Below are 21,770 nucleotides of genomic sequence, written 5' to 3' on the forward strand. Positions count from 1 at the left end.
TTATCTATAAGCTTTCTATCTATCCCTTATCCTAAATTAGCGTTACAAATGCGATAGAATCGCTGAATAGCCAATTGAGAAAAGTTACTAAGAATAAACGCATCTTTCCAAATGATGACGCAGTATTTAAGGTTTTATATCTGACAATTGATTATATTACCAAAAAATGGTCTATGCCTATCCCAAATTGGAATGAAGCTATGGCTCATTTTATGATCAAATTTGATGGTAGAATTTAATGGCTCACGAAATTTACACAATTGATGAGACAGAGCCTTATCAAAATTTTTTGGTGGGTAATGCAAGCCCTATAGAAGATAAAGCTGCTTTAACTCTCTCTTTTGACTCAGCAATAGTTTTATCAGCAAGCCCTACTATGGTAAAAGCAGGTATACCAGGCGATATTTGTACCTGCACATCAATATCAGTGATATCAATCCCGTTGAATGTAAGACTTGCTATAATGAATTATCATCTTTTAATAGTAATACTTTTAGTTGGAAAAGCATACTACAGAACAAACTTTACTAAGTCAAGATTAGTTAGTATTTTTGATAATTGATTCTCTACAAATTTATCATCTATAGATATTTTTTCACCTTGCATTTCACTAGCTCTAAAGCTTATATCTTCAAGTAAATTCTCAAGTATAGTATGCAATCTTCTTGCTCCTATATCTTCGATTTCTAGATTAACTGTAGTAGCGTAATCTGCAATTTTCTCTATAGCGGAATTCGTAAATTCAAGTTCTACTGTCTCAGTACCTATTAAAGCCGAATATTGCTTTATTAAGCTAGTTTCAGGCTCAAGTAGTATCTTTATCATATCCTCTTTAGTGAATGAATTCAGCTCTACTCTAATAGGTAATCTTCCTTGCAATTCAGGTAATAAATCTGAGGGTTTTGCTATATGGAAAGCTCCTGAAGCAATAAATAATATGTGATCTGTTTTAACAGGACCATATTTTGTATTAACTGTTGTCCCCTCAATCAAAGGTAGTAAATCCCTCTGCACACCCTCTCTACTTATTTCTGAATTCTTTGCTCCAGAATTAGCTACTGAGGCAATCTTATCAATTTCATCAATAAAGACTATTCCATCATTTTCAACTAAATTAATTGCCTGCTGGATTATTTTTTCTTGATCAATTAATTTTTCAGACTCTTCTGATAAAATTATACTCATCGCGTCTTTAACTAACATTTTCTTTGTTTTAGTCGTTCCAAAAGCTCTTCCTATCATATCACCAAGATTAAGCACTCCCATAGATGCCCCAGGCATGCCAGGTATTTCAAAGCTACCTCCGCCTACAGGTACTGTATCAGCTACACTAATTTCAATTTCCGTATCATCAAGCTCACCGCTTAAGATTTTTTCTTGAAACTTTTCTCTTGTCTCACTACTTGAAGTCTTACCTACTAAACTATCTAATACTCTCTCGATTGCTTTCTCACGTGCATTAATATCTACTTCCGTTTTAGCTATCGTTTTTTGATTATTAACAGCTATTTCTACTAAATCACGAATTATTGATTCTACATCACGCCCTACATAGCCAACCTCGGTGAACTTTGTTGCTTCTATTTTATAAAAAGGAGAATTAGTAAGTTTAGCGAGTCTTCTTGCAATTTCTGTTTTACCGACTCCAGTTGAACCTATCATTAAGATATTTTTTGGTACTATTTCATTACGTAAGTTTCCCTCTACTCTTTTACGACGACCACGATTTCTAAGGGCAATAGCAACGGCTTTTTTAGCCTTTTCTTGACCTACGATAAATCTGTTAAGCTCGTTAACTATTTGAGAAGGTGTAAGCCCCATAGGGTCTTTTTTATTAGTATTAGTAGTTTTAGTAGATTTCATACAACTTTTTCCGTTATAATATTATGGTTAGAAAATACGCAAAGATCTGCTGCTATATTCATAGATTTTAAAGCAATTTCTTCAGCAGTTAGAGGATTATCGTAAGACATTAAAGCACGTGCTGCGGATAAGGCGAATAGACCACCTGAGCCTATTGCTGCAACATTATTCTCTGGCTCAACAACATCACCGTTACCAGTTAAAATTAGTATATGATTGCGATCAGCCACAATCATCATTGCTTCTAAACGACGTAAATATTTGTCGCTACGCCAATCTTTGGCAAGCTCAACCGCACTTCTAAGCAAATTATGCTTATGTTGCTCTATTTTTACTTCTAACTTTTCAAATAAAGCTAGCCCGTCAGCAGTAGAACCAGCAAAACCTGCAATAATTTTATTATTTGCTATAGTTCGTAATTTTCGAGCAGTAGATTTTAATACTGTATTGCCATGTGAAACTTGTCCATCTGCTGCTATAATTATTTCTTCGTTCTTTTTTAAACAAAGTATTGTAGTGCCATGTAAGGCTAAATTATCTGACATAATGTAAAATTTATTGATATTAATTTGCTGATTAAGTAATATATTCATTATTTACAATAATTAAATAATGTTAATTATTACTTGAGTAATCCAGTTATAGTTAATTATCTTTTTTTGAATTTTCAAGGTTTAAATAATGAATATATACGCAATATACATTAACCCTGCACAAAAAAATAATAATTTTATTGTCATTAAAGAAAGTTTTTCATGGACAGCAGCACTTTTAAGTGTATTTTGGGCATTATACCATAAAATGTGGTTACCTGTTATTATAGCTGTAACGATAAATTTAATAGCAATGGCAATTAATATATCTGAGTTAACACTTGCATTAAAGCTAATTGTCATGTTAGCATTCGGTTTTTTTGCTGCCGATATTAGAGAAAATCATTTAAACAGAAATGATTTTACGCTTAAAGATATAGTAGTTGCGGGTTCGCAAGTAGAAGCTGAATTAAAATTTTTGGAGCGTAATAATTATGTACAATAAAGAAAATATTTTTGCAAAAATTATCAATAAAAATTTACCGGCAGAAGTAATTTATGAAGATGAGCAGGTTTTAGCATTTAAAGATATAGCACCTGTTGCACCAGTACATATTATTGTTATACCTAAAAATGAATATATCGATTACGCCGATTTTATTTCTAAAGCTTCAGTGGAAGAAATAAAACATTTTTTTGCTAAGATTTCTGATATAGCAAATAAAGCAGGACTAGATAAAGACGGATATCGCTTAATCACCAATAAAGGCGAGAAGTCCGGACAAACTATTTTTCATTTCCATTTTCATATTATTGGTGGTGAAAAACTTATTGGATTAATTAAATAAAAATGACTAAGAAATATAATATTGCTGTTATCGGTGCTACCGGAAATGTCGGTCGTGAAACCTTAAATATTCTAGCAGAACGCAATTTTCCTATTAACAAAATTTATGCTGTTGCTTCAAATAATTCTATTGGAAAAAAAGTTAGTTTTGGCGAGCAAGTATTACAAATAAGTAGCTTAGATGATCTAGATTTTGAAGAAATAGATATTGCATTTTTTTCAGCAGGTTCGGAAGTATCAAAAAAGTTTATACCAATTGCTATTGCTAGAAACTGTGTGGTTATTGATAAATCTTCTTTTTTTAGACTAAGTGAAGATATACCTTTAATTGTACCTGAGGCTAATTTATCAACACTTAAAGACTTTGCCATTAAAAATATTATATCGAATCCTAACTGTATTGCGATTCCTCTTGCAGTTATACTTAAACCGCTAGATAATGAAATAAGTATAAAAAGAGTTGTAATATCTACTTATCAATCAGTATCCGGAGCAGGTAAAGCAGGAATGGATGAACTTTATGATCAAACAAAATCTAAGTATATCTTTGAAGAAAAAAGCCCCAACATATTTCCAAAACAAATTGCATTCAATTTATTTCCTCACATAGGTGATTTAAATAAAGATGGTTATACAAGCGAAGAATCAAAAATTGCTTTAGAGCTACAGAAGATTATTGGTGATCATCTTAAAGTTAGCGTAACTTCTGTACGAGTACCTGTATTTGTTGGTCATTCTATATCCGTTAATATAGAATTTAGTAGTAAAGTGGATGCTAAAGAAGTTGAGGAAATACTAGAAGATGCTGACGGGGTTGTTATGATTTCGCAGACTAAAGATTTAGCCTATATTTCACCTACTGAAGTAGTGGGCGAAGACGCTGTATATGTTTCACGCATTAGGGATGATGCAAGTAAAGAGAACGCCATAAATTTATGGATTACATGCGATAATTTACGTAAAGGAGCTGCTTTAAATAGCGTGCAAATCGCTGAAGAATTAATTAAAATTTATTTATAAAATAATTAATATGGATAATAAAAATACTGCCTTAAATAAAAAAAATCCTTTGATGATAGCACTAGGAGAGTGCCGAACAGCTTTCTGGATAGTTTTTGGGTTTGCCTTTGTAATTAATTTACTAATGTTAATTACTCCCCTTTATTCACTACAAGTTTTAGATAGAGTACTTGGCAGCGGTAATTTATATACATTATTATATTTATCGATAATAATTGCTTATATTTATTTTGTTTACGGGTTACTGCAAATTGCTCGTTCTTTTACTCTTATAAAAGTGGGAGAATGGCTTGATCGAACGGTAGCACCTGTAATTTTTGCCTCTTCGATTTCAGCGGCAGCAACACGTGTAAATATGGGATCTAGCCAGCTATTACGTGATTTTCAATCCGTTAAAACATTCCTAACAAGTACCGGAATTAATACCTTATTCGATGCACCTTGGAGTTTGATCTATATTGCGGTTATTTTTTCGATTCATCCTTATATCGGTTTTATTACGGTTTTTGGTGCAATTGTAATAGTTTCAACCGCTTTCTTTAATGCGGCAGCTACTAACAAAACCTTAGGTGAAGCTACAGAATTCTCGATTAAAGGTATGACGCAAGCCGATATTGCTAATAGAAATGCCGAAGTAGTTGAAGCAATGGGGATGATGAAAAATGTTACAAAAAACTGGCATAAATTTAACTTAGCAGCACTTGATAAACAATCAACCGCTAGCTATCGTAATGGCGTTATTTCTAACTTTTCAAGGTTTATCCGTAACATAATGCAAATGGCAGTTACTGGCGTTGGTGCTTATCTTGTTGTAGAAACTCATGGGGCATCAATGACGCCTGGTAATATGATTATGAGCTCTATAATAGTTGGTAGAGCACTTGCTCCTTTTGATAACGCTATTGAGTTATGGAAAAGCATGAGCGGTGCTATTAAATCATTCAAAAATATCAACAACCTATTTAATACTTATGCTTCTCGTGACGAAGCAATGCCGATTCCAAATGTTGAGGGACCTTTAACTGTAGAAAATATTTATTATGCTCATCCTATTCCAAAACATATGCCACAACCACCTACACCAAAATATATTTTAAAAGGTGTTAGTTTTGCGGTGCAACCAGGTGAAATTTTAGCAATTATCGGACCATCAGCAACCGGAAAGTCAACTTTAGCTAAAATCATAGTTGGTGTATGGCGAGAATCCTCAGGCTCGGTACGTTTAGATGAGGCTGAAATTTATCGTTGGAATAGAGAAGATTTTGGCAGACATGTCGGCTACTTACCTCAAGGAATAGAGCTTTTCAGTGGTAGCATCAAGCAAAATATCGCTAAGATGGAAGAAAATGCTAACCCTCAAAAAGTTATCGAAGCAGCTAAATTAGCTGGTGCTCATGAAATGATATTAAGATTTCCTGACGGTTATGATTCAGATATAGGTCCTGCCGGCTCTAATTTATCAGGAGGACAAAGACAACGTATAGGACTTGCTAGAGCATTTTATGGTGATCCAAAGCTAGTAATTTTAGACGAGCCTAATGCTAATTTAGATGAAGCTGGTGAAGTAGCACTTGCGAGTGCTTTAAAGCAAGCAAAACTAAAAGGGATATCAGTCGTTGTAATTTCACATAGACCGTCCGTATTATCAGTTGTTGATAAGATCTTAATATTACAGGATGGTGCTGTTGCAGTTCATGGAACGCCGGATGAAATTCAAAACCACTTTAAAACTCTAAAGGGCGGCACAATTCATATTAATAACAAATAGTGCAAAATCGTCATTGCGAGGAAAAATTGTAAGTTTTGTACTACGCAACCTCAGGAGTTTATCTTAACGAGGTTGCCACGTCGCTACGCTTCTCGCAATGACAAAAAATAATAATGAATGATTGAATATTATGCAGGACTTAAAAAATAATAAACCTCAAATTACGCCGGAACAGTTAAAGCAATTACTGTCCTTGAGAGAAAATTCACTAAGCCTTCAAGGTCAAAGCTCTAAACGTAAAGCTTTAATCAATAGCACATTAAAAAAGACTTCACAAGTAATAGAATTTTTACTGCTTAAACTTGATAGATTTGTTAATTTTACTACTAAAAAAACTGATAAAGATCATAATAATGTCGCACAAGCTGCAAGGTCTCCTATACTTTTCGGTATTTATGTTATCGTTTTTTTAGTATTAATCGGTGGTGTTTGGATGGCTGTTGCACCGCTTGATAGTGGAGCTGTAGCAGTTGGAATATTAATGCCAAGCACTAATAAAAAGACAATCCAGCACAATGAAGGTGGAATAATCAAAGCTATTTACGTGAAACCAGGTGATAAAGTTAAAGCTGATGATAAGCTAATAGAGCTTGAAGAAACCAGAATAAAAAGTGAGCATGAGAGTACTTTAAGCCAATATCGTACTGCTCTAGCTACTGAAAATCGTTTAATTGCTGAGCGTGATAATCTAGAGCAAATCGAATTTTCTGATTTTTTAATGCAAGATATAAATCTACCAGAAGTCGCTAAAATAATACACACTCAGGAAAATTTATTTAGAGCAAGAAAAGAAGTATTTAATTCAGAAAAAGATGCGTTGCAACAACGTATTTCTCAACTTGAAAAGAGAGTTGAAGGCTTAGAAGCAAAAAAAGTAGCTGCAACTAAAACAGCCGAAGTTTACCAAGATCGCTTAAATGCTTTAAAAACCTTAAAAGAAAAGGGGTTCGTGCAGAAAGCTGCTTTATTAGAACAAGAAGCACGAGTTGCTAGTGCAAAAAGTGAAGTTGCAACCACTGACACGGAAATAGCAGGAACACACCACTCTATTACTGAAGCTCAAATCAGTATTATAACTCAACAAAATAAATATACTGAGAGAACTTTAACCGAACTTCGTGAGGCCCAAGTACAAACAGCAAGTTTAAGAGAAAAATATAATTCTTTAACTGATTCCCTTAATCGGATAGTAATCAAATCACCTGTTGATGGTATAATTAATAATCTAAAATATCATACAATTGGTGGTTATATAGGTACCGGACAACCTATTATGGAGATTTCACCTACTAACGATCCACTAATTATAGAAGCAAAGGTATCACAAAAAAATATAGATTCAGTGCATGAAGGACTAGTTGCAAAAATACGCTTTAGTGCTTTTAAATCACGTACTACTCCAACATTTACCGGTAAAGTAGTCAGTGTATCACCAGATATTGTTCAAGATGAAAGACAGCATCCCGGGCAGCAAGATAATTACTATGTTGCTAGAGTAGAGATTGACATGGATGAATTCAATAGAATTGCCAAAATAAAAAATCTAGAATTACATCCTGGTATGCAAGCCGAAGTACAGATCGTTACTGGCACTAGAACATTGCTTAGATATATCCTTGATCCTGTAATCGATACAGCATTTAAGGCATTTAGAGAGAAGTAGTTTTCTGACTGTGTTATGACGACTAATATGTCATTCCTGCCATTGCTGGGAATGACATTAAAAACACCTCTTGATCTACGCCCTGGAATAGCGTATATATCTGATAAACGAGTATCACATGAACAAATTATTACTCTCCCTACTATCTCTAATGTTGCTCAATTTCAAAACTTATGCTAATCAAGATTCAGGATGTAATTATAGATTTTCTGAGAAAGATAATCATATAATTCATATATTAACTATTGATCCTAAACGTTTTAATTTAAAGCTAGTTAAAAGCTCACAATCAGGTTATAGGCAGAGAAACAGTAGAAGAAATAGCACTGCGTATAATGCTATTGCTGCTATTAATGCAGGCTTCTTTGAGATTGCAGGGAGTGATGACGGCAGACCAAGCCTTACTTTAATGGTTGATGGCAAGTTGTTTAGCCTTAGAAAACAAATGCAAAGTTTGTTAATTTGAGATCAAGACAATATTCAAATTACTAAAAACTCAGCAAAAATTTCAGTTAAGATAGGCGATAAGCTTATTATTCCAGGTCAAGTTAATCTCTCAGGGTTTAATGCCCCGACGCTCTGCTTCGTGATATACTACTTACCTGAATTCTGGATTAATCTAGGTTTGGAAGTAAGTATTTACAAGGGATAGAAGATACTCTATATAATTTTTAGCAAAAAAACAAGAGTATCCCCATGAAGAAAGATATTACTGCATTATTTTGTTTTGTCGATGATTTTTGTAAAATTAGCGAGCAGTGGATTAATAAATCATTTCTACCATTAATTAATAAAAACCCTACAAGAAAGCCTGAAATAAGCTATTCTGAGCTGTTAACAATAGTGCTTTTATACCATCAATCACCTTGTAAAAACTTTAAATATTTTTATATGTCCTATCTACAATTATATAAATCAGACTTTGTAACTCTTCCATCATATACTCGTTTTATAGCTCTAAAACCAAGAGTTCTGAGTTATTTAGTTTTATTACTTGAATGGTATATGCAGGCAGCTCAATCTACGGGAGTTTCTTATATTGACGCCACATGAGTCTTTTGCAATGATTGTGTAAATTTTTGTTGAGCCTATATTAGAAGTAAATAATCGTGGCAAGCCACGGGGAATTTAACCCAACAGGGATTAACCAAGGGTATTTTAGAGCGAGCACTGCATGCTGAGATGTCAGAACATTTAGGTTATAGCAAGTATGATAGAGCTGAAACTGAGAATGCGAGGAATGGTAGTTTTAGTAAGAATCTGATTAGTGAGAATGGTACTATAGAGCTAAATGTTCCAAGAGACAGACAAGGTAAATTTGAACCTATAATAGTCTCAAAGAAACCAACAAGAATAGATGGCTTAGACCAAAAGATAATATCCTTATATGCGAAGGGTATGAGTGTGTCTGATATTAAAACACAATTGCAAGAATTATATGGAGCTGAGATCAGTGAGAGCCTAATCAGCAGGATTACAGATGAAGTAATAGATGGGGTCAAGATTTGGCAGAGTAGACCTCTTGAATCAGTATACCCTATAGTATATTTTGACTGTTTAGTAGTGAAAGTAAGACAAGATAAACTTATTATTAATCTCTCAGGGTTTAATTCCCCGAAGCTCTGCTTCGTGATATCATAAGAAACAACTAAAACTTTTTTAGATACCTCGTAGCTCTGCTGCGAGGAGCATCATTAAATCAGTATATGTAGCTTTAGGAATAGATTTATCTGGCAGAAAGGATATTTTAGGCTTATGGATAAGTGAGAATGAAGGAGCTAAATTTTGGCTTGGTAATTTTACTGAGATGAAAAATAGAGGAGTAAAAGATATCTTAATTGCTTGTAGTGATAATCTAACTGGTATGTCTGATGCTATTGCATCAGTATACCCGAAAACTGAACATCAAATTTGTATTGTCCATCAGATCAGGAATAGCCTCAAATATGTATCATATAAAGATAGAAAGCAATTAGCAGCGGATTTGAAACTAATCTATACTTCTGCTACTGAAAAAGAAGCAGAATTAGCTCTTGAGTCATTTGATCAAAAATGGAGTAAGCAATATCCGCATATAGCTAAATCTTGGTATAATAATTGGGATAATTTGATAATTTTCTTGCAATATCCAAAGGAGATTCGTAAGATTATTTACACTACAAATGCGATAGAATCGCTGAATAGCCAATTGAGAAAAGTTACTAAGAATAAACGCATCTTTCCAAATGATGACGCAGTATTTAAGGTTTTATATCTGACAATTGATTATATTACCAAAAAATGGTCTATGCCTATCCCCAATTGGAATGAAGCTATGGCTCATTTTATGATCAAATTTGATGGTAGAATTTAATGGTTCACGAAATTTACACAATTGATGAAACAGAGCCCGTAGCTCTGCTGCGAGGAGCATCATTGTACTATAGCCAATTTTTCAAATTGGTAAATTCCAGTATTAATTAAGCCAGATTTATATTTTCTTCCCATACCTCATTGGGTGTTTTATAACCGAGCACTTTTCTTGGTAAATTATTTAAAAAATCCTCAATTTCTTGTAATTGCTTTATTGTTAATTTTTTTATATCTAAAGATTTAGAGTATACTCTGTGCACCATTGAGTTAATCTTCTCTATCAATGGTTTTTGCCATGGAGAATAAGGATTGCAAAAATATACTTTTCGTTCAGATTTTGGCAATAGTTGTTCATGATTGGTAAATTCTTTGCCATTATCTAACGTTATGCTTTTGATTATATGCGACAATTGTTTAAGTTTTTTATTCATGTTACCAATCACATCTTGTGTTCTTTTTGAACGGTTTAAAGTGAGAAACACTTTTTGTGTTCTGATATCCACAAGAGCGCCTATATTACGACTTTGATTACCTTTGTTAAAAGTTAAATCACCTTCTAAATGACCTATTGCTGCTATCTTTCTATTTATCTCTGGTCTTTCAGTAATGGAAACTCGATTTGGTATTGTAATTCTTTTGTTTCTGATTCTTGTACCATGATGCAACCTATTTTTCCTTTTTCTTGCTAAAGATAAATATAATTTTTGCCTTTGTGCTATAGGAGATGTATAAATAAACTGGTATATACTCTCTGTAGAAATATTGACAGTATCTCGTGATAGTTTACGTCTACCTGAAATTATATCTGGTGAAACACCCTGTGTTAACTGCTTTATTATTTCTGCTCGTAAATTATTATCAATATCTAATTTTCTTTTTCTCTTACCTTGCCTTAAACTGCAAGCAAGTGTGTTAGCCCTATCTGGTCTATAATTATGCCTCATTCTCTTGAGTTCATAACATATAGTGCTTTTATCACGGCCAATCTTTGTCCCTATATATCGCGAGCTATAACCACTCTTATTCATTTCGTATATTTTAAATCTTTCATCTATCGTTAAATGAGCCATGATATATCTATATTTAAATGATGCTCCTCGCAGCAGAGCTACGAGGTATCTAAAAAAGTTTTAGTTGTTTCTTATGATATCACGAAGCAGAGCTTCGGGGAATTAAACCCTGAGAGATTAAAAATTGATTATATCTGGCTTAATTAATTATAGAACTTTCCATTAAACGAGTATATTATTAACGAGAATATAGCTCGACTACTAAATGAACTTCAGGAGTAAAAGGATATCTAACGTCGGAAATTGTTGGGACTCTTAGATATTTACCACTTAGTGAATCTACATCAAATGATACATAATCAGGTGTTGTTTGACCTTGCTTTGAAACTGATTCTTGAATGATGCCCATTTGTCTTGAAGCTTCTTTAATCTCTATAACATCACCTTCTTTAAGACGCATACTTGCTATATCAGCTTTCTTACCGTTTACTTTAATATGACCGTGTGATATTAATTGTCTAGAAGAGAAAATAGTTGGTGCAATATTCATTCTGTAAACTATAGAGTCAAGTCTACTTTCAAGTAATCCAATGAAGTTTTCACCAGTATTACCTTTCATTTTTTGAGCAAATCCAAAGATATTTCTAAATTGCTTTTCAGTGATACGACCGTAATGGCATTTTATTCTTTGTTTAGCTTTTAAATGTAACCCATAATCGGAGGTTTTAACCATGGTATTGCGTCCATGTTGACCTGGGCGATAATTTCGGGTATTAAATGCATCTTTACCATCACCCCATAAGCTAACACCAAGTCTTCTACTAGCTTTATATTTAGAACGTACGATTTTTGTCACTGAAAATATCCTTAACTTTTAAATTATAATTACAAAAAGATATATACATTTCTTACATTAAAGTCAATCGTTGATTTTTACCTTAAAACTTTTTATATTTAGTAAAAAAACTGTTATATGAATTCTTTAACAAAATCAATAAATTTAGATAAAGTTAGTTACCCTCAAAGTACAGTTAAAGACTATATTTTACTAATGAAACCACGTGTAATGTCATTGGTTGTTTTTACTGGCTTTTCTGGAATGTGGCTTGCTCCTAATTCTCTGCATCCTTTCATTAGTGTAATTGCTTTAATCTGTATAGCGATAGGTGCAGGTAGTGCTGGAGCGATTAATATGTGGTATGATAGGGATATTGATGCCTTGATGAAACGTACACAAAAAAGACCGATAATAAGAGGTGCTATAGAAGCTGACGAAGCGTTATCATTCGGATTGATAATGGCATTCTTTTCAGTATTTTTTATGGCATTATGCGTAAATTTCCTATCAGCATTATTATTATTATTTACTATTTTTTATTATATATGCATTTATACTATGTGGTTAAAGCGTAGTTCTATCCAAAATATTGTTATTGGTGGAGCTGCTGGAGCTCTCCCTCCTGTAATAGGTTATGCTTCTGTAAGTGGCGGCGTGTCCTTGGATTCTATTATATTGTTCCTCATTATCTTTATTTGGACGCCGCCTCATTCGTGGGCTTTGGCTTTATTTTGTAACGATGATTATAAAAACTGTAAAGTGCCTATGATGCCTGTAATAAAAGGAGCGTTATATACTAAGAAGCAAATTCTAATTTACAGCATACTTTTATTTTTGACTTCTCTTATGCCTTTTTTTGTAGGTATGAGTAATGTTATATATTTAGTAATTGCTGCGGTACTTGGTTTAGTGTTTTTATATTATTCTATATCATTATTTTATGATAATGCTGATAATAAGCAGGCAAAAAGATTTTTTGCTTATTCTATATTTTATTTGTTCTTTATATTTGTATTTTTAGATTTTTGTCAGACATAGTTTTAAACTACCTTGACAAACCTAATCACAAAATAGTTACTTTTTAAATGATGCTCCTCGCAGCAGAGCTACGAGGTATCTAAAAAAGTTTTAGTTGTTTCTTATGATATCACGAAGCAGAGCTTCGGGGAATTAAACCCTGAGAGATTAACCAAGGGTATTTTAGAGCGTGATGAACGAACATTAGAATTACCCATGACGAATATTAAAATTACCCATTTTTGAGTAAAAAATATTGTCTAAAGTGTTACATTATTATCCTCCGATTTTATAGTTAATTTTTTGCCTTTAGCTGTAGCGATTCTATAACTTTCAGTATTGAGTTCAAGAATTGAAGAATGGTGAACCAATCTGTCAATAACTGCTGACGTAGTCATTTCATCTTTAAAAATAGTATTCCATTTTGCAAAAACTAAATTGCTAGTAATTAATACACTACGCATTTCATAACGTTCAGCTAATAAGGTAAATAAAACATCAGTTTCTTCACGATTATATGGTACATATAGCTAACACGGAAATGTTTCTACCATAGATTAGGAAAAACTTAGGCATTGATCAATAATTTTATGTAAACAGTTTTTAAAGTTAGTCCAGCAATGTTTAATAGGATTTAGATCTGGTGAATATGTGAGTAAATACAAAAACTATGGTAAAAACCTTTTCGCGTTAGCTATATGATATATCATCAATTATCAATATTTCAAAATAATCGAATTTTTTAATAATTTGCTTAAGTTTTAAACTAAGCTTTGCTTCTAGTAATTGTTGAACCAAATTAGCTGCTGTTGTATATAATACACGTCTACCAGCAAGACACCACTCACGTGCTAAACCTATACTAAGATGACTTTTGCCAGTGCCAGGATTACCAAAAATAAGTATATTTTCATAGCGATCCATAAATTCTCCTTGTGCAAGATATTGGATCTTAGTTGGCGATAATCCTGGGATACGCTTAATATCAAAGTTGCTTAATAACTTATCTCGAGAGAGTTTTGCTTGCTTCAGCAATCTGGCAATACGTTGTTGTTGTCTATGTTCTAACTCACGTATGGCTAACTCCTGTAGATAATCTATATATGTTTTCTTTTCTTGCTCAAAGCTTTCTGCAACTAATTTATAGCACGATGCAAAAGTAGGTAAGCAAAGGTTCTTGAGTAAATTATTTAGCGGTTGCGGAGTTATTATCTGTTTACTCATGCAACCTCCATTGTTTTAAAGCAATGTAATTGATCATATTCAGACAGTATTGGTTGATTAATTTTTACTGAACAAACAGTTTGAGTCTGGCTATTTAGTAAATCTGTAATATGATCAATTATTGGCTCAATCTTCTTTTCTAATAGCACTTCTAATGCAGTAACTACATTTCAATTCTCCATACATTTTTGCTAATTGTAATATTTTAAGATATATTTTATGCCCTTTATATGGATATATAGAGATAAGCTGGTCATATACCTGACGAAATATAGCACGTGGGAATAAAGCTTCGAGTCTTTTGCAATGATTGTGTAAATTTTTGTTGAGCCTATATCAGGAGTTTCGCACTTAGCAAATAATATGCTAATCTAGAGAAAAATAGTTTTAGATAAAAATGACAAGATCAAAATGTAGCAAAGATTTATATAAATCATTCTTACAAGCAAGTAGTGTAAGATATACTAGCAAAGCATTATCTGAAGTAAGTCCATTAGATCTATCGCACGATAGTGCAAGTCGATGGTTAAAGAGTAAGGATTTTCGCCCTAGCGAAATCTATAGCAAAGTGTCAAAATATATTGATCTGGAAGATCCTTGTTTATTAGTGGGAGATGACACCTTATTGTCAAAGCAATACAGTAAGAGGATCGAGCTTGTAAATTATCAATATTCTGGGGCTGTACATGATGTTATACCTGGTATAGGAATGGTAAACTTACTGCATTACAATACTCAAATTGATCAATCTACTCCTGTAGATTATAGAATATATGATAAAGAAACTGATGGTAAAACAAAGAACGAGCATTTTTGTGATATGCTTACTTTAGCTAAAGAAAGAGGTATCAAGCCTGATGCTATAGTTATGGATGCTTGGTATAGTGGTTTGGATAATTTAAAACATATACGTAATTTAGGTTGGATATGGGTTACCAACCTAAGAAAAAATAGAAAAGTTAATCGTAATGTTAGCTTGGAAACTTTAGAGATTCCCGATGAAGGGCTAAAAATTCACCTACGTGGATACGGTTGGGTTACGGTATTTAAGTTTGTGGCAAAAAATGGTCGCATTGATTACATAACAACTAATTTAGAGAATCCTACACGTGAGCAAATAGAGAAAATTGTTAAGGCGCGTTGGTCTATAGAAGTTTATCATCGAGAATTGAAACAAACTTGTGGTATTGAATGCTGTCAGGCACGCACGGGTCGAGCTCAAAGAAATCATATTTGCCTTGCTGTATTGGCCTGGCTTGATATGAACAAAAGGAGGATAAATGAAAACATTACTTTATATCAACAAACTTGGGAAGTTATAAAAACATCAATTCAGAACAACATTAAATGGCTTCTAACTAATACACAATTTTGCTAAGTGCGAAACTCCTGTATATTAGAAGTAATTAAAAATATAGGTAACAGAAATGCAAATAGAGAAGAATAAAAAAATAAATGAAGCAATAGATTTGCTGATAGAAGGCGGAGTAGATTTAAAAACAGTACTAAGTCAGAATGGATTAATTAAGGAATTAACCAAGGCAGGAGTTTCGCACTTAGCAAATAATATGCTAATCTAGAGAAAAATAGTTTTAGATAAAAATGACAAGATCAAAATGTAGCAAAGATTTATATAAATCATTCTTACAAGCAAGTAGTGTAAGATATACTAGCAAAGCATTATCTGAAGTAAGTCCATTAGATCTATCGCACGATAGTGCAAGTCGATGGTTAAAGAGTAAGGATTTTCGCCCTAGCGAAATCTATAGCAAAGTGTCAAAATATATTGATCTGGAAGATCCTTGTTTATTAGTGGGAGATGACACCTTATTGTCAAAGCAATACAGTAAGAGGATCGAGCTTGTAAATTATCAATATTCTGGGGCTGTACATGATGTTATACCTGGTATAGGAATGGTAAACTTACTGCATTACAATACTCAAATTGATCAATCTACTCCTGTAGATTATAGAATATATGATAAAGAAACTGATGGTAAAACAAAGAACGAGCATTTTTGTGATATGCTTACTTTAGCTAGTCCCTCCGCCAAAACTCTAAAAAATATCACTTGTGTCACTAATTTCCAAAAATAGTGCGATTTTAGAGCAAATTACTCTAATTTTGAGGGCTGATTTTAAATTTTTGTATTAAAAACCACACTATTTCCCAAAATGCATTCATTTTTTTATTGTCATTTTTTTGTATTTCCATAAGCTTTTGATATAAAACCTTTCATTTTCTTATGGATTTTACTATGCATTTTTGCCTTAAAACCCTATTGCCTATAAGGCTTTTAGAGTTTTGGCGGACGGACTAGCTAAAGAAAGAGGTATCAAGCCTGATGCTATAGTTATGGATGCTTGGTATAGTGGTTTGGATAATTTAAAACATATACGTAATTTAGGTTGGATATGGGTTACCAACCTAAGAAAAAATAGAAAAGTTAATCGTAATGTTAGCTTGGAAACTTTAGAGATTCCCGATGAAGGGCTAAAAATTCACCTACGTGGATACGGTTGGGTTACGGTATTTAAGTTTGTGGCAAAAAATGGTCGCATTGATTACATAACAACTAATTTAGAGAATCCTACACGTGAGCAAATAGAGAAAATTGTTAAGGCGCGTTGGTCTATAGAAGTTTATCATCGAGAATTGAAACAAACTTGTGGTATTGAATGCTGTCAGGCACGCACGGGTCGAGCTCAAAGAAATCATATTTGCCTTGCTGTATTGGCCTGGCTTGATATGAACAAAAGGAGGATAAATGAAAACATTACTTTATATCAACAAACTTGGGAAGTTATAAAAACATCAATTCAGAACAACATTAAATGGCTTCTAACTAATACACAATTTTGCTAAGTGCGAAACTCCTGCAAGGGTATTTTAGAGCGAGCACTGCATGCTGAGATGTCAGAACATTTAGGTTATAGCAAGTATGATAGAGCTGAAACTGAGAATGCGAGGAATGGTAGTTTTAGTAAGAATCTGATTAGTGAGAATGGTACTATAGAGATAAATGTTCCAAGAGACAGACAAGGTAAATTTGAACCTATAATAGTCTCAAAGAAACAAACAAGAATAGATGGCTTAGACCAAAAGATAATATCCTTATATGCGAAGGGTATGAGTGTGTCTGATATTAAAACACAATTGCAAGAATTATATGGAGCTGAGATCAGTGAGAGCCTAATCAGCAGGATTACAGATGAAGTAATAGATGAGGTCAAGATTTGGCAGAGTAGCCCTCTTGAATCATTATACCCTATAGTATATTTTGACTGTTTAGTAGTGAAAGTAAGACAAGATAAACTTATTATTAATAAATCAGTATATGTAGCTTTAGGAATAGATTTATCTGGCAGAAAGGATATTTTAGGCTTATGGATAAGTGAGAATGAAGGAGCTAAATTTTGGCTTGGTAATTTTACTGAAATGAAGAATCGAGGAGTAAAAGATATCTTAATTGCTTGTAGTGATAATCTAACTGGTATGTCTGATGCTATTGCATCAGTATATCCGAAAACTGAACATCAAATTTGTATTGTCCATCAGATCAGGAATAGCCTCAAATATGTATCATATAAAGATAGAAAGCAATTAGCAGCGGATTTGAAACTAATCTATACTTCTGCTACTGAAAAAGAAGCAGAATTAGCTCTTGAGTCATTTGATCAAAAATGGAGTAAGCAATATCCGCATATAGCTAAATCTTGTTATAATAATTGGGATAATTTGATAATTTTCTTGCAATATCCAAAGGAGATTCGTAAGATTATTTACACTACAAATGCGATAGAATCGCTGAATAGCCAATTGAGAAAAGTTACTAAGAATAAACGCATCTTTCCAAATGATGACGCAGTATTTAAAGTTTTATATCTGACAATTGATTATATTACCAAAAAATGGTCTATGCCTATCCCCAATTGGAATGAAGCTATGGCTCATTTTATGATCAAATTTGATGGTAGAATTTAATGGTTCACGAAATTTACACAATTGATGAGACAGAGCCGATCATTTGTAATGGGATAGAGTTTTGACAACAAATTGCTAAGATTTTCAATAAAAATTAATAAGTTATGTTAATTTTTACTGATACATTTCTGTGTTGGTCTAATTTTGATATGGAGCTATTGTTAACGATTTTTTATCGTTCATCTAGTTTTTGCATGATGATATTTTTGATTTATGTGGAGTTAGACACGATTTGTAAATGATTTGCAATGCATCGTAAATTCAAACCAATAGCAGAGATTATTGGATTGATAATATCTCCTATCATACCTTTCAAGAAGTTTCTACCCATCCGACCATATTGCTTTAAGTGACCTATTATTGGTTCTATGGCACTGCGTCTCTTGATCATAGACTTGTCCTCTTGTAACAACTTCTTCCGCGTTTTTGGGGTATATACCTTACTCTTCTCCTTTACATTGCTACCACTATACCCAAGATCAACAAATGATTTCTTTATCTTGATTCCAGTGACACTCTCTACTGCTTCAAAGCTCTGATGCAATGTATGACCATCATAAGGATTATTATGAAACGATTTTGCGGATAAAACAAAATTTCTACGACCACTTACTACTACCGCTACTTTATTGCCAAACTCATATGGCTTGTTGCGTTTTCCCTTTCCTATACACTCTACTTCAGGGGCATGAAAACTATATAATACTTTGTTATCTTCTTTATATTGCTTTTTACTGAAGTTTTGACAAAAAGATAACCAAACTTATAAAGTATGATATAAATACGCTCAAATACAAAATGGTTTTTAGTGTGTATGATTATGCAAGAAATGTTGCAAGAAATAAAAAATTTTCCCCTATAATCAAGATGTGGTTTTAGAATTAATACTATCACTAGTAACTAATGATAGCGTTAAAGCAAGATCTGTTGTTGAATTAACAACTAATAAATATTTTCAGCGTAGTTGGTCAAGTGTATACAGAGCTATAGAGAATTTTTACTGTGCTCGTGATGAATCATTAAATATAAGAGATGAGCAACGTTTTAAGACTCGAGAAGATATAGAAAAATACTTAATAAGTAAACTGATTAATGAGGGTAAAAACTTACTGCAAATAGATACTACAGTGAGTAGCAAGAAAGATTCCAAGAAAGCAATTGATCGTACATATATTAGACAGAATGCTAATAACCGACCAGTTGCGGGTTATGAATATAGTGTAGTTTGCATCGGTGCTCAGCCTAAATGGTCTGTACCAATATCTATAAATAGAGTAAAATCAGATGAGAATAAGTATAGCAAAGGTAGCAAACAAATAATGAAAATTGTTAAGCAAATACCACAAAAGGCTCTAAATATAACAGTAGGTGATGCAGGTTATAGCGCTCTATCTTTCATTCACCCGCTGCACAATGAAGCAAATACGGTAACAATAACCCGCCAAAGAATTAATCGCAGTATTTACAAAATATATATAGAGGAGCAAAAAACAAGAGGTCGTAAAAGATCTTATGGAGCTAAGATTTCTTGTAGTAGTTCTGATAATTTACTGATTCCAGATACAGAAGAAACTGTAGTAAAGGCTACAAAAAATGGTGACATATCAATTAGTATTTCACTATTTAAGAATTATCTAATCAAGGGCAAGAAACAGCATATCATGTCTGATAAACCGCTGAATTTTATTCAGGTTAAGGTGTTAGATGCATCAGGAAATAGGAAATATAACAGAGATTTATGGTTATGTGTTTCTGGCCAACAAAAAGATAAAATCAGTGGTAAAGAAGTATATGAATACTATAGACAAAGGTTTGATATTGAGCATTTTTTTAAATTTGGTAAGTCAAAATTATTGATGGATAAATTTCAAACGAATGATCCAAATAAAGATGAGGATTATATGTTATTCGTAATGCTAGCGTACAACATATTGTATCATGCACAATCTTCAGTTAAGGCAAGAAAAGTAAGGGCATGGGATAAAAAAATCAATAGCAATATGTTGTCTCCAAGTGAAGTTTATAGATCTATGCCACAAATTGCCCTTGAAGAAATATTAGAAAAGTCTATATCCAGAGGGATACCAGATCATAGAAATATTAGAAATAATCATCAGGTCAAACCATTTGCACCAGTAATACGCAAAAGTAATAAACACGGTAAGTTGGAAATTACAATAAAATCAAGTTTTGATGGAAGTAACCAAATTACCAAAACCTCATTTAATAAAAAGCTAGAATTACCAAATAATATTAGTAAGTATAAACCAGCAATATTAGACAAAATTGCTACAGTTTTTGACACATTATGTACCCAAATAGAATAAATAAATTTTGTTATTACTAAAAAAGTATAAAAAAATTGGAATACATTTCTCCTTATGGAAAGGATTTTGTCAAAACTTCAGTTTTTAGCTTCTCTTTTTAAAACAGATTGGTTATGTATTTGTTTTATTTTTTGCAATACTTCTTGATTTTTGAGAGACAAGTTTAATTGCTTATTTTTGATCTCACGCTCACATACTCTAATCAAACGACCCAGTAATATTTTTAAATGCTTCATTATTTTCCAACGCTTCTTGGCTTTACTATGTTCTTTATATTTCCATAGCTTTACTATATCGCGTTTATAGGTTCTAGCGTATGTTTCATTCAAATGTATACCCAAACTGTTGCAAAGCTTTACTATGCTAAGCCTAGCTTTATCCATTAAATAAACATCGTGTGGGTGTTTGATATTCTTAATTTGTACAGTCGTATCAGCGATGATTAATTCCAAATCTTTTTTTTTAATTGTGTTAGTTTTTATCCCAACCCTGATCAACTCCGATAATATCTCATTATATCCAGCTTCACCTAATACACTACGAAACCGTCGTATACTAGTTTCCGAGATAGCTATGTCTTTTTCTATATATTCCCACCCGCAGAAATACTGCCAATACATATTCTCTTTTAGCTCTTCCTCTGATAATGAATCTGAAAAATTATACATTGCTTGTAGCATCGTTATGCCAAGCATCACTCTATGACATTTTCTATTTCTACCAAATTTCTTAATACAAACATTTTTTGATAACCACTCTTCGAGCCTAGACCAATTTATTAATTCTCTTAATTTATATAGCTTATTATTTGGGTTTAATTCTTCTTTTAATTTATAACCAAACAGTTTCCCTTGTTCTTGCGATTTGATAATGTTGTCTATTGGCATTGACTGAAATCCATAAGGTTTATGACCATATTTTATCATTTTCTTACGGATTGTTGTATTACTTCTTGTCTTAAAACCATATTATCTATAAGGCTTGTAGAGTTTTGGCGGACGGACTAGATAATGGCAAAGAATTTACCAATCATGAACAACTATTGCCAAAATCTGAACGAAAAGTATATTTTTGCAATCCTTATTCTCCATGGCAAAAACCATTGATAGAGAAGATTAACTCAATGGTGCACAGAGTATACTCTAAATCTTTAGATATAAAAAAATTAACAATAAAGCAATTACAAGAAATTGAGGATTTTTTAAATAATTTACCAAGAAAAGTGCTCGGTTATAAAACACCCAATGAGGTATGGGAAGAAAGAGTCTTTTGCAATGATTGTGTAAATTTTTGTTGAGCCTATATTAGAAGTAATCAGGAGTT

At 32.7% G+C, this 21,770-nt stretch carries 18 protein-coding genes and 8 pseudogenes; 17 read left to right on the forward strand and 9 right to left on the reverse strand.

The annotated features are described in order from the left end of the window. Window positions 1-35: 35 nt before the first annotated feature. Window positions 36-239 (forward strand): annotated as a pseudogene (locus AAHI98_RS12870) (transposase); the annotation flags it as partial. Between the two features lie 46 nt (window positions 240-285). On the opposite strand, the pseudogene AAHI98_RS12875 reads toward AAHI98_RS12870, so the two are convergent. The 3 genes and pseudogenes from AAHI98_RS12875 to hslV form a co-directional block, all read right to left on the reverse strand. Further along, window positions 286-475: pseudogene (locus AAHI98_RS12875) on the reverse strand (magnesium chelatase domain-containing protein); the annotation flags it as partial. 35 nt (window positions 476-510) lie between these two features. Further along, complete coding sequence (gene hslU, locus AAHI98_RS12880; protein ID WP_342226033.1) at window positions 511-1,863, reverse strand: ATP-dependent protease ATPase subunit HslU; 1,353 nt, start codon at window positions 1,861-1,863, stop codon at window positions 511-513. After that, the gene (gene hslV / locus AAHI98_RS12885; protein ID WP_011477485.1) at window positions 1,860-2,408 is read right to left on the reverse strand and encodes an ATP-dependent protease subunit HslV; all 549 of its coding nucleotides are present in this window, start codon (window positions 2,406-2,408) and stop codon (window positions 1,860-1,862) included. Before hslV ends, hslU begins: the two co-directional genes overlap by 4 nt. A gap of 136 nt (window positions 2,409-2,544) precedes the next feature. On the opposite strand from hslV, the gene AAHI98_RS12890 reads away from it, so the two are divergent. From AAHI98_RS12890 to AAHI98_RS18770, 8 genes and pseudogenes are all read left to right on the forward strand, one after another. Then, the gene (locus AAHI98_RS12890; RefSeq protein ID WP_342226034.1) at window positions 2,545-2,901 is read left to right on the forward strand and encodes a DUF2628 domain-containing protein; all 357 of its coding nucleotides are present in this window, start codon (window positions 2,545-2,547) and stop codon (window positions 2,899-2,901) included. Continuing rightward, window positions 2,891-3,244 carry an HIT domain-containing protein gene (locus tag AAHI98_RS12895; RefSeq protein WP_012152003.1) on the forward strand — a complete coding sequence of 118 codons (354 nt, stop codon included), beginning with the start codon at window positions 2,891-2,893 and terminating at the stop codon, window positions 3,242-3,244. Before AAHI98_RS12890 ends, AAHI98_RS12895 begins: the two co-directional genes overlap by 11 nt. A 2-nt stretch (window positions 3,245-3,246) precedes the next feature. Then, window positions 3,247-4,263 (forward strand): aspartate-semialdehyde dehydrogenase, encoded by a 1,017-nt coding sequence (gene asd / locus AAHI98_RS12900; protein ID WP_342226035.1) that lies wholly within the window; start codon window positions 3,247-3,249, stop codon window positions 4,261-4,263. Window positions 4,264-4,273: 10 nt separating this feature from the next. Further along, window positions 4,274-6,031 (forward strand): type I secretion system permease/ATPase, encoded by a 1,758-nt coding sequence (locus AAHI98_RS12905; RefSeq protein WP_342226036.1) that lies wholly within the window; start codon window positions 4,274-4,276, stop codon window positions 6,029-6,031. 130 nt (window positions 6,032-6,161) lie between these two features. Then, window positions 6,162-7,694, forward strand: a complete 1,533-nt coding sequence (locus AAHI98_RS12910; RefSeq protein ID WP_342226037.1) for an HlyD family type I secretion periplasmic adaptor subunit — start codon at window positions 6,162-6,164, stop codon at window positions 7,692-7,694. A 118-nt stretch (window positions 7,695-7,812) separates the two neighbouring features. Beyond that, on the forward strand, window positions 7,813-8,160 hold the full coding sequence (locus tag AAHI98_RS12915) for a hypothetical protein (protein ID WP_342226038.1): 348 nt from the start codon (window positions 7,813-7,815) through the stop codon (window positions 8,158-8,160). A 230-nt stretch (window positions 8,161-8,390) separates the two neighbouring features. Further along, window positions 8,391-8,744, forward strand: a pseudogene (locus AAHI98_RS12920) (IS982 family transposase); the annotation flags it as partial. A 93-nt stretch (window positions 8,745-8,837) separates the two neighbouring features. Further along, window positions 8,838-10,047 (forward strand): annotated as a pseudogene (locus tag AAHI98_RS18770) (IS256 family transposase); the annotation flags it as partial. Between the two features lie 106 nt (window positions 10,048-10,153). On the opposite strand, the gene AAHI98_RS12935 reads toward AAHI98_RS18770, so the two are convergent. Together AAHI98_RS12935 and rpsD are read right to left on the reverse strand one after the other, a co-directional pair. After that, window positions 10,154-11,116: an IS30 family transposase gene (locus AAHI98_RS12935; protein ID WP_342226039.1), complete on the reverse strand. Its 963-nt coding sequence runs from the start codon at window positions 11,114-11,116 to the stop codon at window positions 10,154-10,156. Between the two features lie 178 nt (window positions 11,117-11,294). Further along, window positions 11,295-11,912: a 30S ribosomal protein S4 gene (gene rpsD, locus AAHI98_RS12940; RefSeq protein WP_011477507.1), complete on the reverse strand. Its 618-nt coding sequence runs from the start codon at window positions 11,910-11,912 to the stop codon at window positions 11,295-11,297. Between the two features lie 117 nt (window positions 11,913-12,029). Here rpsD and cyoE point away from each other — a divergent pair, with 117 nt between their 5' ends. Next, window positions 12,030-12,932 carry a heme o synthase gene (gene cyoE, locus AAHI98_RS12945; protein WP_342226040.1) on the forward strand — a complete coding sequence of 301 codons (903 nt, stop codon included), beginning with the start codon at window positions 12,030-12,032 and terminating at the stop codon, window positions 12,930-12,932. A gap of 239 nt (window positions 12,933-13,171) precedes the next feature. Here cyoE and AAHI98_RS12950 read toward each other — a convergent pair. Together AAHI98_RS12950 and AAHI98_RS12955 are read right to left on the reverse strand one after the other, a co-directional pair. After that, window positions 13,172-13,423: pseudogene (locus tag AAHI98_RS12950) on the reverse strand (ATP-binding protein); the annotation flags it as partial. A 178-nt stretch (window positions 13,424-13,601) separates the two neighbouring features. After that, the gene (locus AAHI98_RS12955) at window positions 13,602-14,135 is read right to left on the reverse strand and encodes an ATP-binding protein (RefSeq protein WP_342226041.1); all 534 of its coding nucleotides are present in this window, start codon (window positions 14,133-14,135) and stop codon (window positions 13,602-13,604) included. Between the two features lie 397 nt (window positions 14,136-14,532). Between AAHI98_RS12955 and AAHI98_RS12960 the strand changes: the two genes are divergently transcribed. The 5 genes and pseudogenes from AAHI98_RS12960 to AAHI98_RS12980 all read left to right on the forward strand — a co-directional run. Continuing rightward, a complete protein-coding gene (locus AAHI98_RS12960; protein ID WP_342224656.1) occupies window positions 14,533-15,513 on the forward strand; it encodes an IS701 family transposase in 981 nt (326 codons plus the stop codon). Window positions 15,514-15,562: 49 nt separating this feature from the next. Continuing rightward, entirely contained in the window at window positions 15,563-15,715 is a 153-nt protein-coding gene (locus tag AAHI98_RS12965) for a hypothetical protein (RefSeq protein ID WP_342225674.1), read from the forward strand. A 22-nt stretch (window positions 15,716-15,737) separates the two neighbouring features. Continuing rightward, window positions 15,738-16,169: pseudogene (locus tag AAHI98_RS12970) on the forward strand (IS701 family transposase); the annotation flags it as partial. 247 nt (window positions 16,170-16,416) lie between these two features. After that, window positions 16,417-17,001 carry a transposase gene (locus AAHI98_RS12975; protein WP_342226218.1) on the forward strand — a complete coding sequence of 195 codons (585 nt, stop codon included), beginning with the start codon at window positions 16,417-16,419 and terminating at the stop codon, window positions 16,999-17,001. 15 nt (window positions 17,002-17,016) lie between these two features. Further along, window positions 17,017-18,120, forward strand: a pseudogene (locus AAHI98_RS12980) (IS256 family transposase); the annotation flags it as partial. Between the two features lie 211 nt (window positions 18,121-18,331). On the opposite strand, the gene AAHI98_RS12985 reads toward AAHI98_RS12980, so the two are convergent. Then, window positions 18,332-18,790 carry a transposase gene (locus AAHI98_RS12985; RefSeq protein WP_342224960.1) on the reverse strand — a complete coding sequence of 153 codons (459 nt, stop codon included), beginning with the start codon at window positions 18,788-18,790 and terminating at the stop codon, window positions 18,332-18,334. Between the two features lie 199 nt (window positions 18,791-18,989). Here AAHI98_RS12985 and AAHI98_RS12990 point away from each other — a divergent pair, with 199 nt between their 5' ends. Next, complete coding sequence (locus AAHI98_RS12990; protein ID WP_342224664.1) at window positions 18,990-20,447, forward strand: transposase; 1,458 nt, start codon at window positions 18,990-18,992, stop codon at window positions 20,445-20,447. A gap of 77 nt (window positions 20,448-20,524) precedes the next feature. Here AAHI98_RS12990 and AAHI98_RS12995 read toward each other — a convergent pair whose 3' ends face one another. Beyond that, window positions 20,525-21,373 (reverse strand): transposase, encoded by an 849-nt coding sequence (locus AAHI98_RS12995; protein WP_342226044.1) that lies wholly within the window; start codon window positions 21,371-21,373, stop codon window positions 20,525-20,527. 77 nt (window positions 21,374-21,450) lie between these two features. Between AAHI98_RS12995 and AAHI98_RS13000 the strand changes: the two are divergent. Continuing rightward, window positions 21,451-21,744: pseudogene (locus AAHI98_RS13000) on the forward strand (transposase); the annotation flags it as partial. Window positions 21,745-21,770: the final 26 nt, after the last annotated feature.

The organism is Rickettsia endosymbiont of Urophora cardui, assembly GCF_964030725.1.
In the GTDB taxonomy this organism is placed as follows: domain Bacteria; phylum Pseudomonadota; class Alphaproteobacteria; order Rickettsiales; family Rickettsiaceae; genus Rickettsia.

Bases quoted from the DNA above. Each gene is read 5' to 3' on its own strand.
- hslU (WP_342226033.1), bottom strand. From the start codon at position 1,863: ATGAAATCTACTAAAACTACTAATACTAATAAAAAAGACCCTATGGGG.
- hslV (WP_011477485.1), bottom strand. From the start codon at position 2,408: ATGTCAGATAATTTAGCCTTACATGGCACTACAATACTTTGTTTAAAA.
- AAHI98_RS12890 (WP_342226034.1), top strand. From the start codon at position 2,545: ATGAATATATACGCAATATACATTAACCCTGCACAAAAAAATAATAAT.
- AAHI98_RS12895 (WP_012152003.1), top strand. From the start codon at position 2,891: ATGTACAATAAAGAAAATATTTTTGCAAAAATTATCAATAAAAATTTA.
- asd (WP_342226035.1), top strand. From the start codon at position 3,247: ATGACTAAGAAATATAATATTGCTGTTATCGGTGCTACCGGAAATGTC.
- AAHI98_RS12905 (WP_342226036.1), top strand. From the start codon at position 4,274: ATGGATAATAAAAATACTGCCTTAAATAAAAAAAATCCTTTGATGATA.
- AAHI98_RS12910 (WP_342226037.1), top strand. From the start codon at position 6,162: ATGCAGGACTTAAAAAATAATAAACCTCAAATTACGCCGGAACAGTTA.
- AAHI98_RS12915 (WP_342226038.1), top strand. From the start codon at position 7,813: ATGAACAAATTATTACTCTCCCTACTATCTCTAATGTTGCTCAATTTC.
- AAHI98_RS12935 (WP_342226039.1), bottom strand. From the start codon at position 11,116: ATGGCTCATTTAACGATAGATGAAAGATTTAAAATATACGAAATGAAT.
- cyoE (WP_342226040.1), top strand. From the start codon at position 12,030: ATGAATTCTTTAACAAAATCAATAAATTTAGATAAAGTTAGTTACCCT.
- AAHI98_RS12955 (WP_342226041.1), bottom strand. From the start codon at position 14,135: ATGAGTAAACAGATAATAACTCCGCAACCGCTAAATAATTTACTCAAG.
- AAHI98_RS12960 (WP_342224656.1), top strand. From the start codon at position 14,533: ATGACAAGATCAAAATGTAGCAAAGATTTATATAAATCATTCTTACAA.
- AAHI98_RS12965 (WP_342225674.1), top strand. From the start codon at position 15,563: ATGCAAATAGAGAAGAATAAAAAAATAAATGAAGCAATAGATTTGCTG.
- AAHI98_RS12995 (WP_342226044.1), bottom strand. From the start codon at position 21,373: ATGATAAAATATGGTCATAAACCTTATGGATTTCAGTCAATGCCAATA.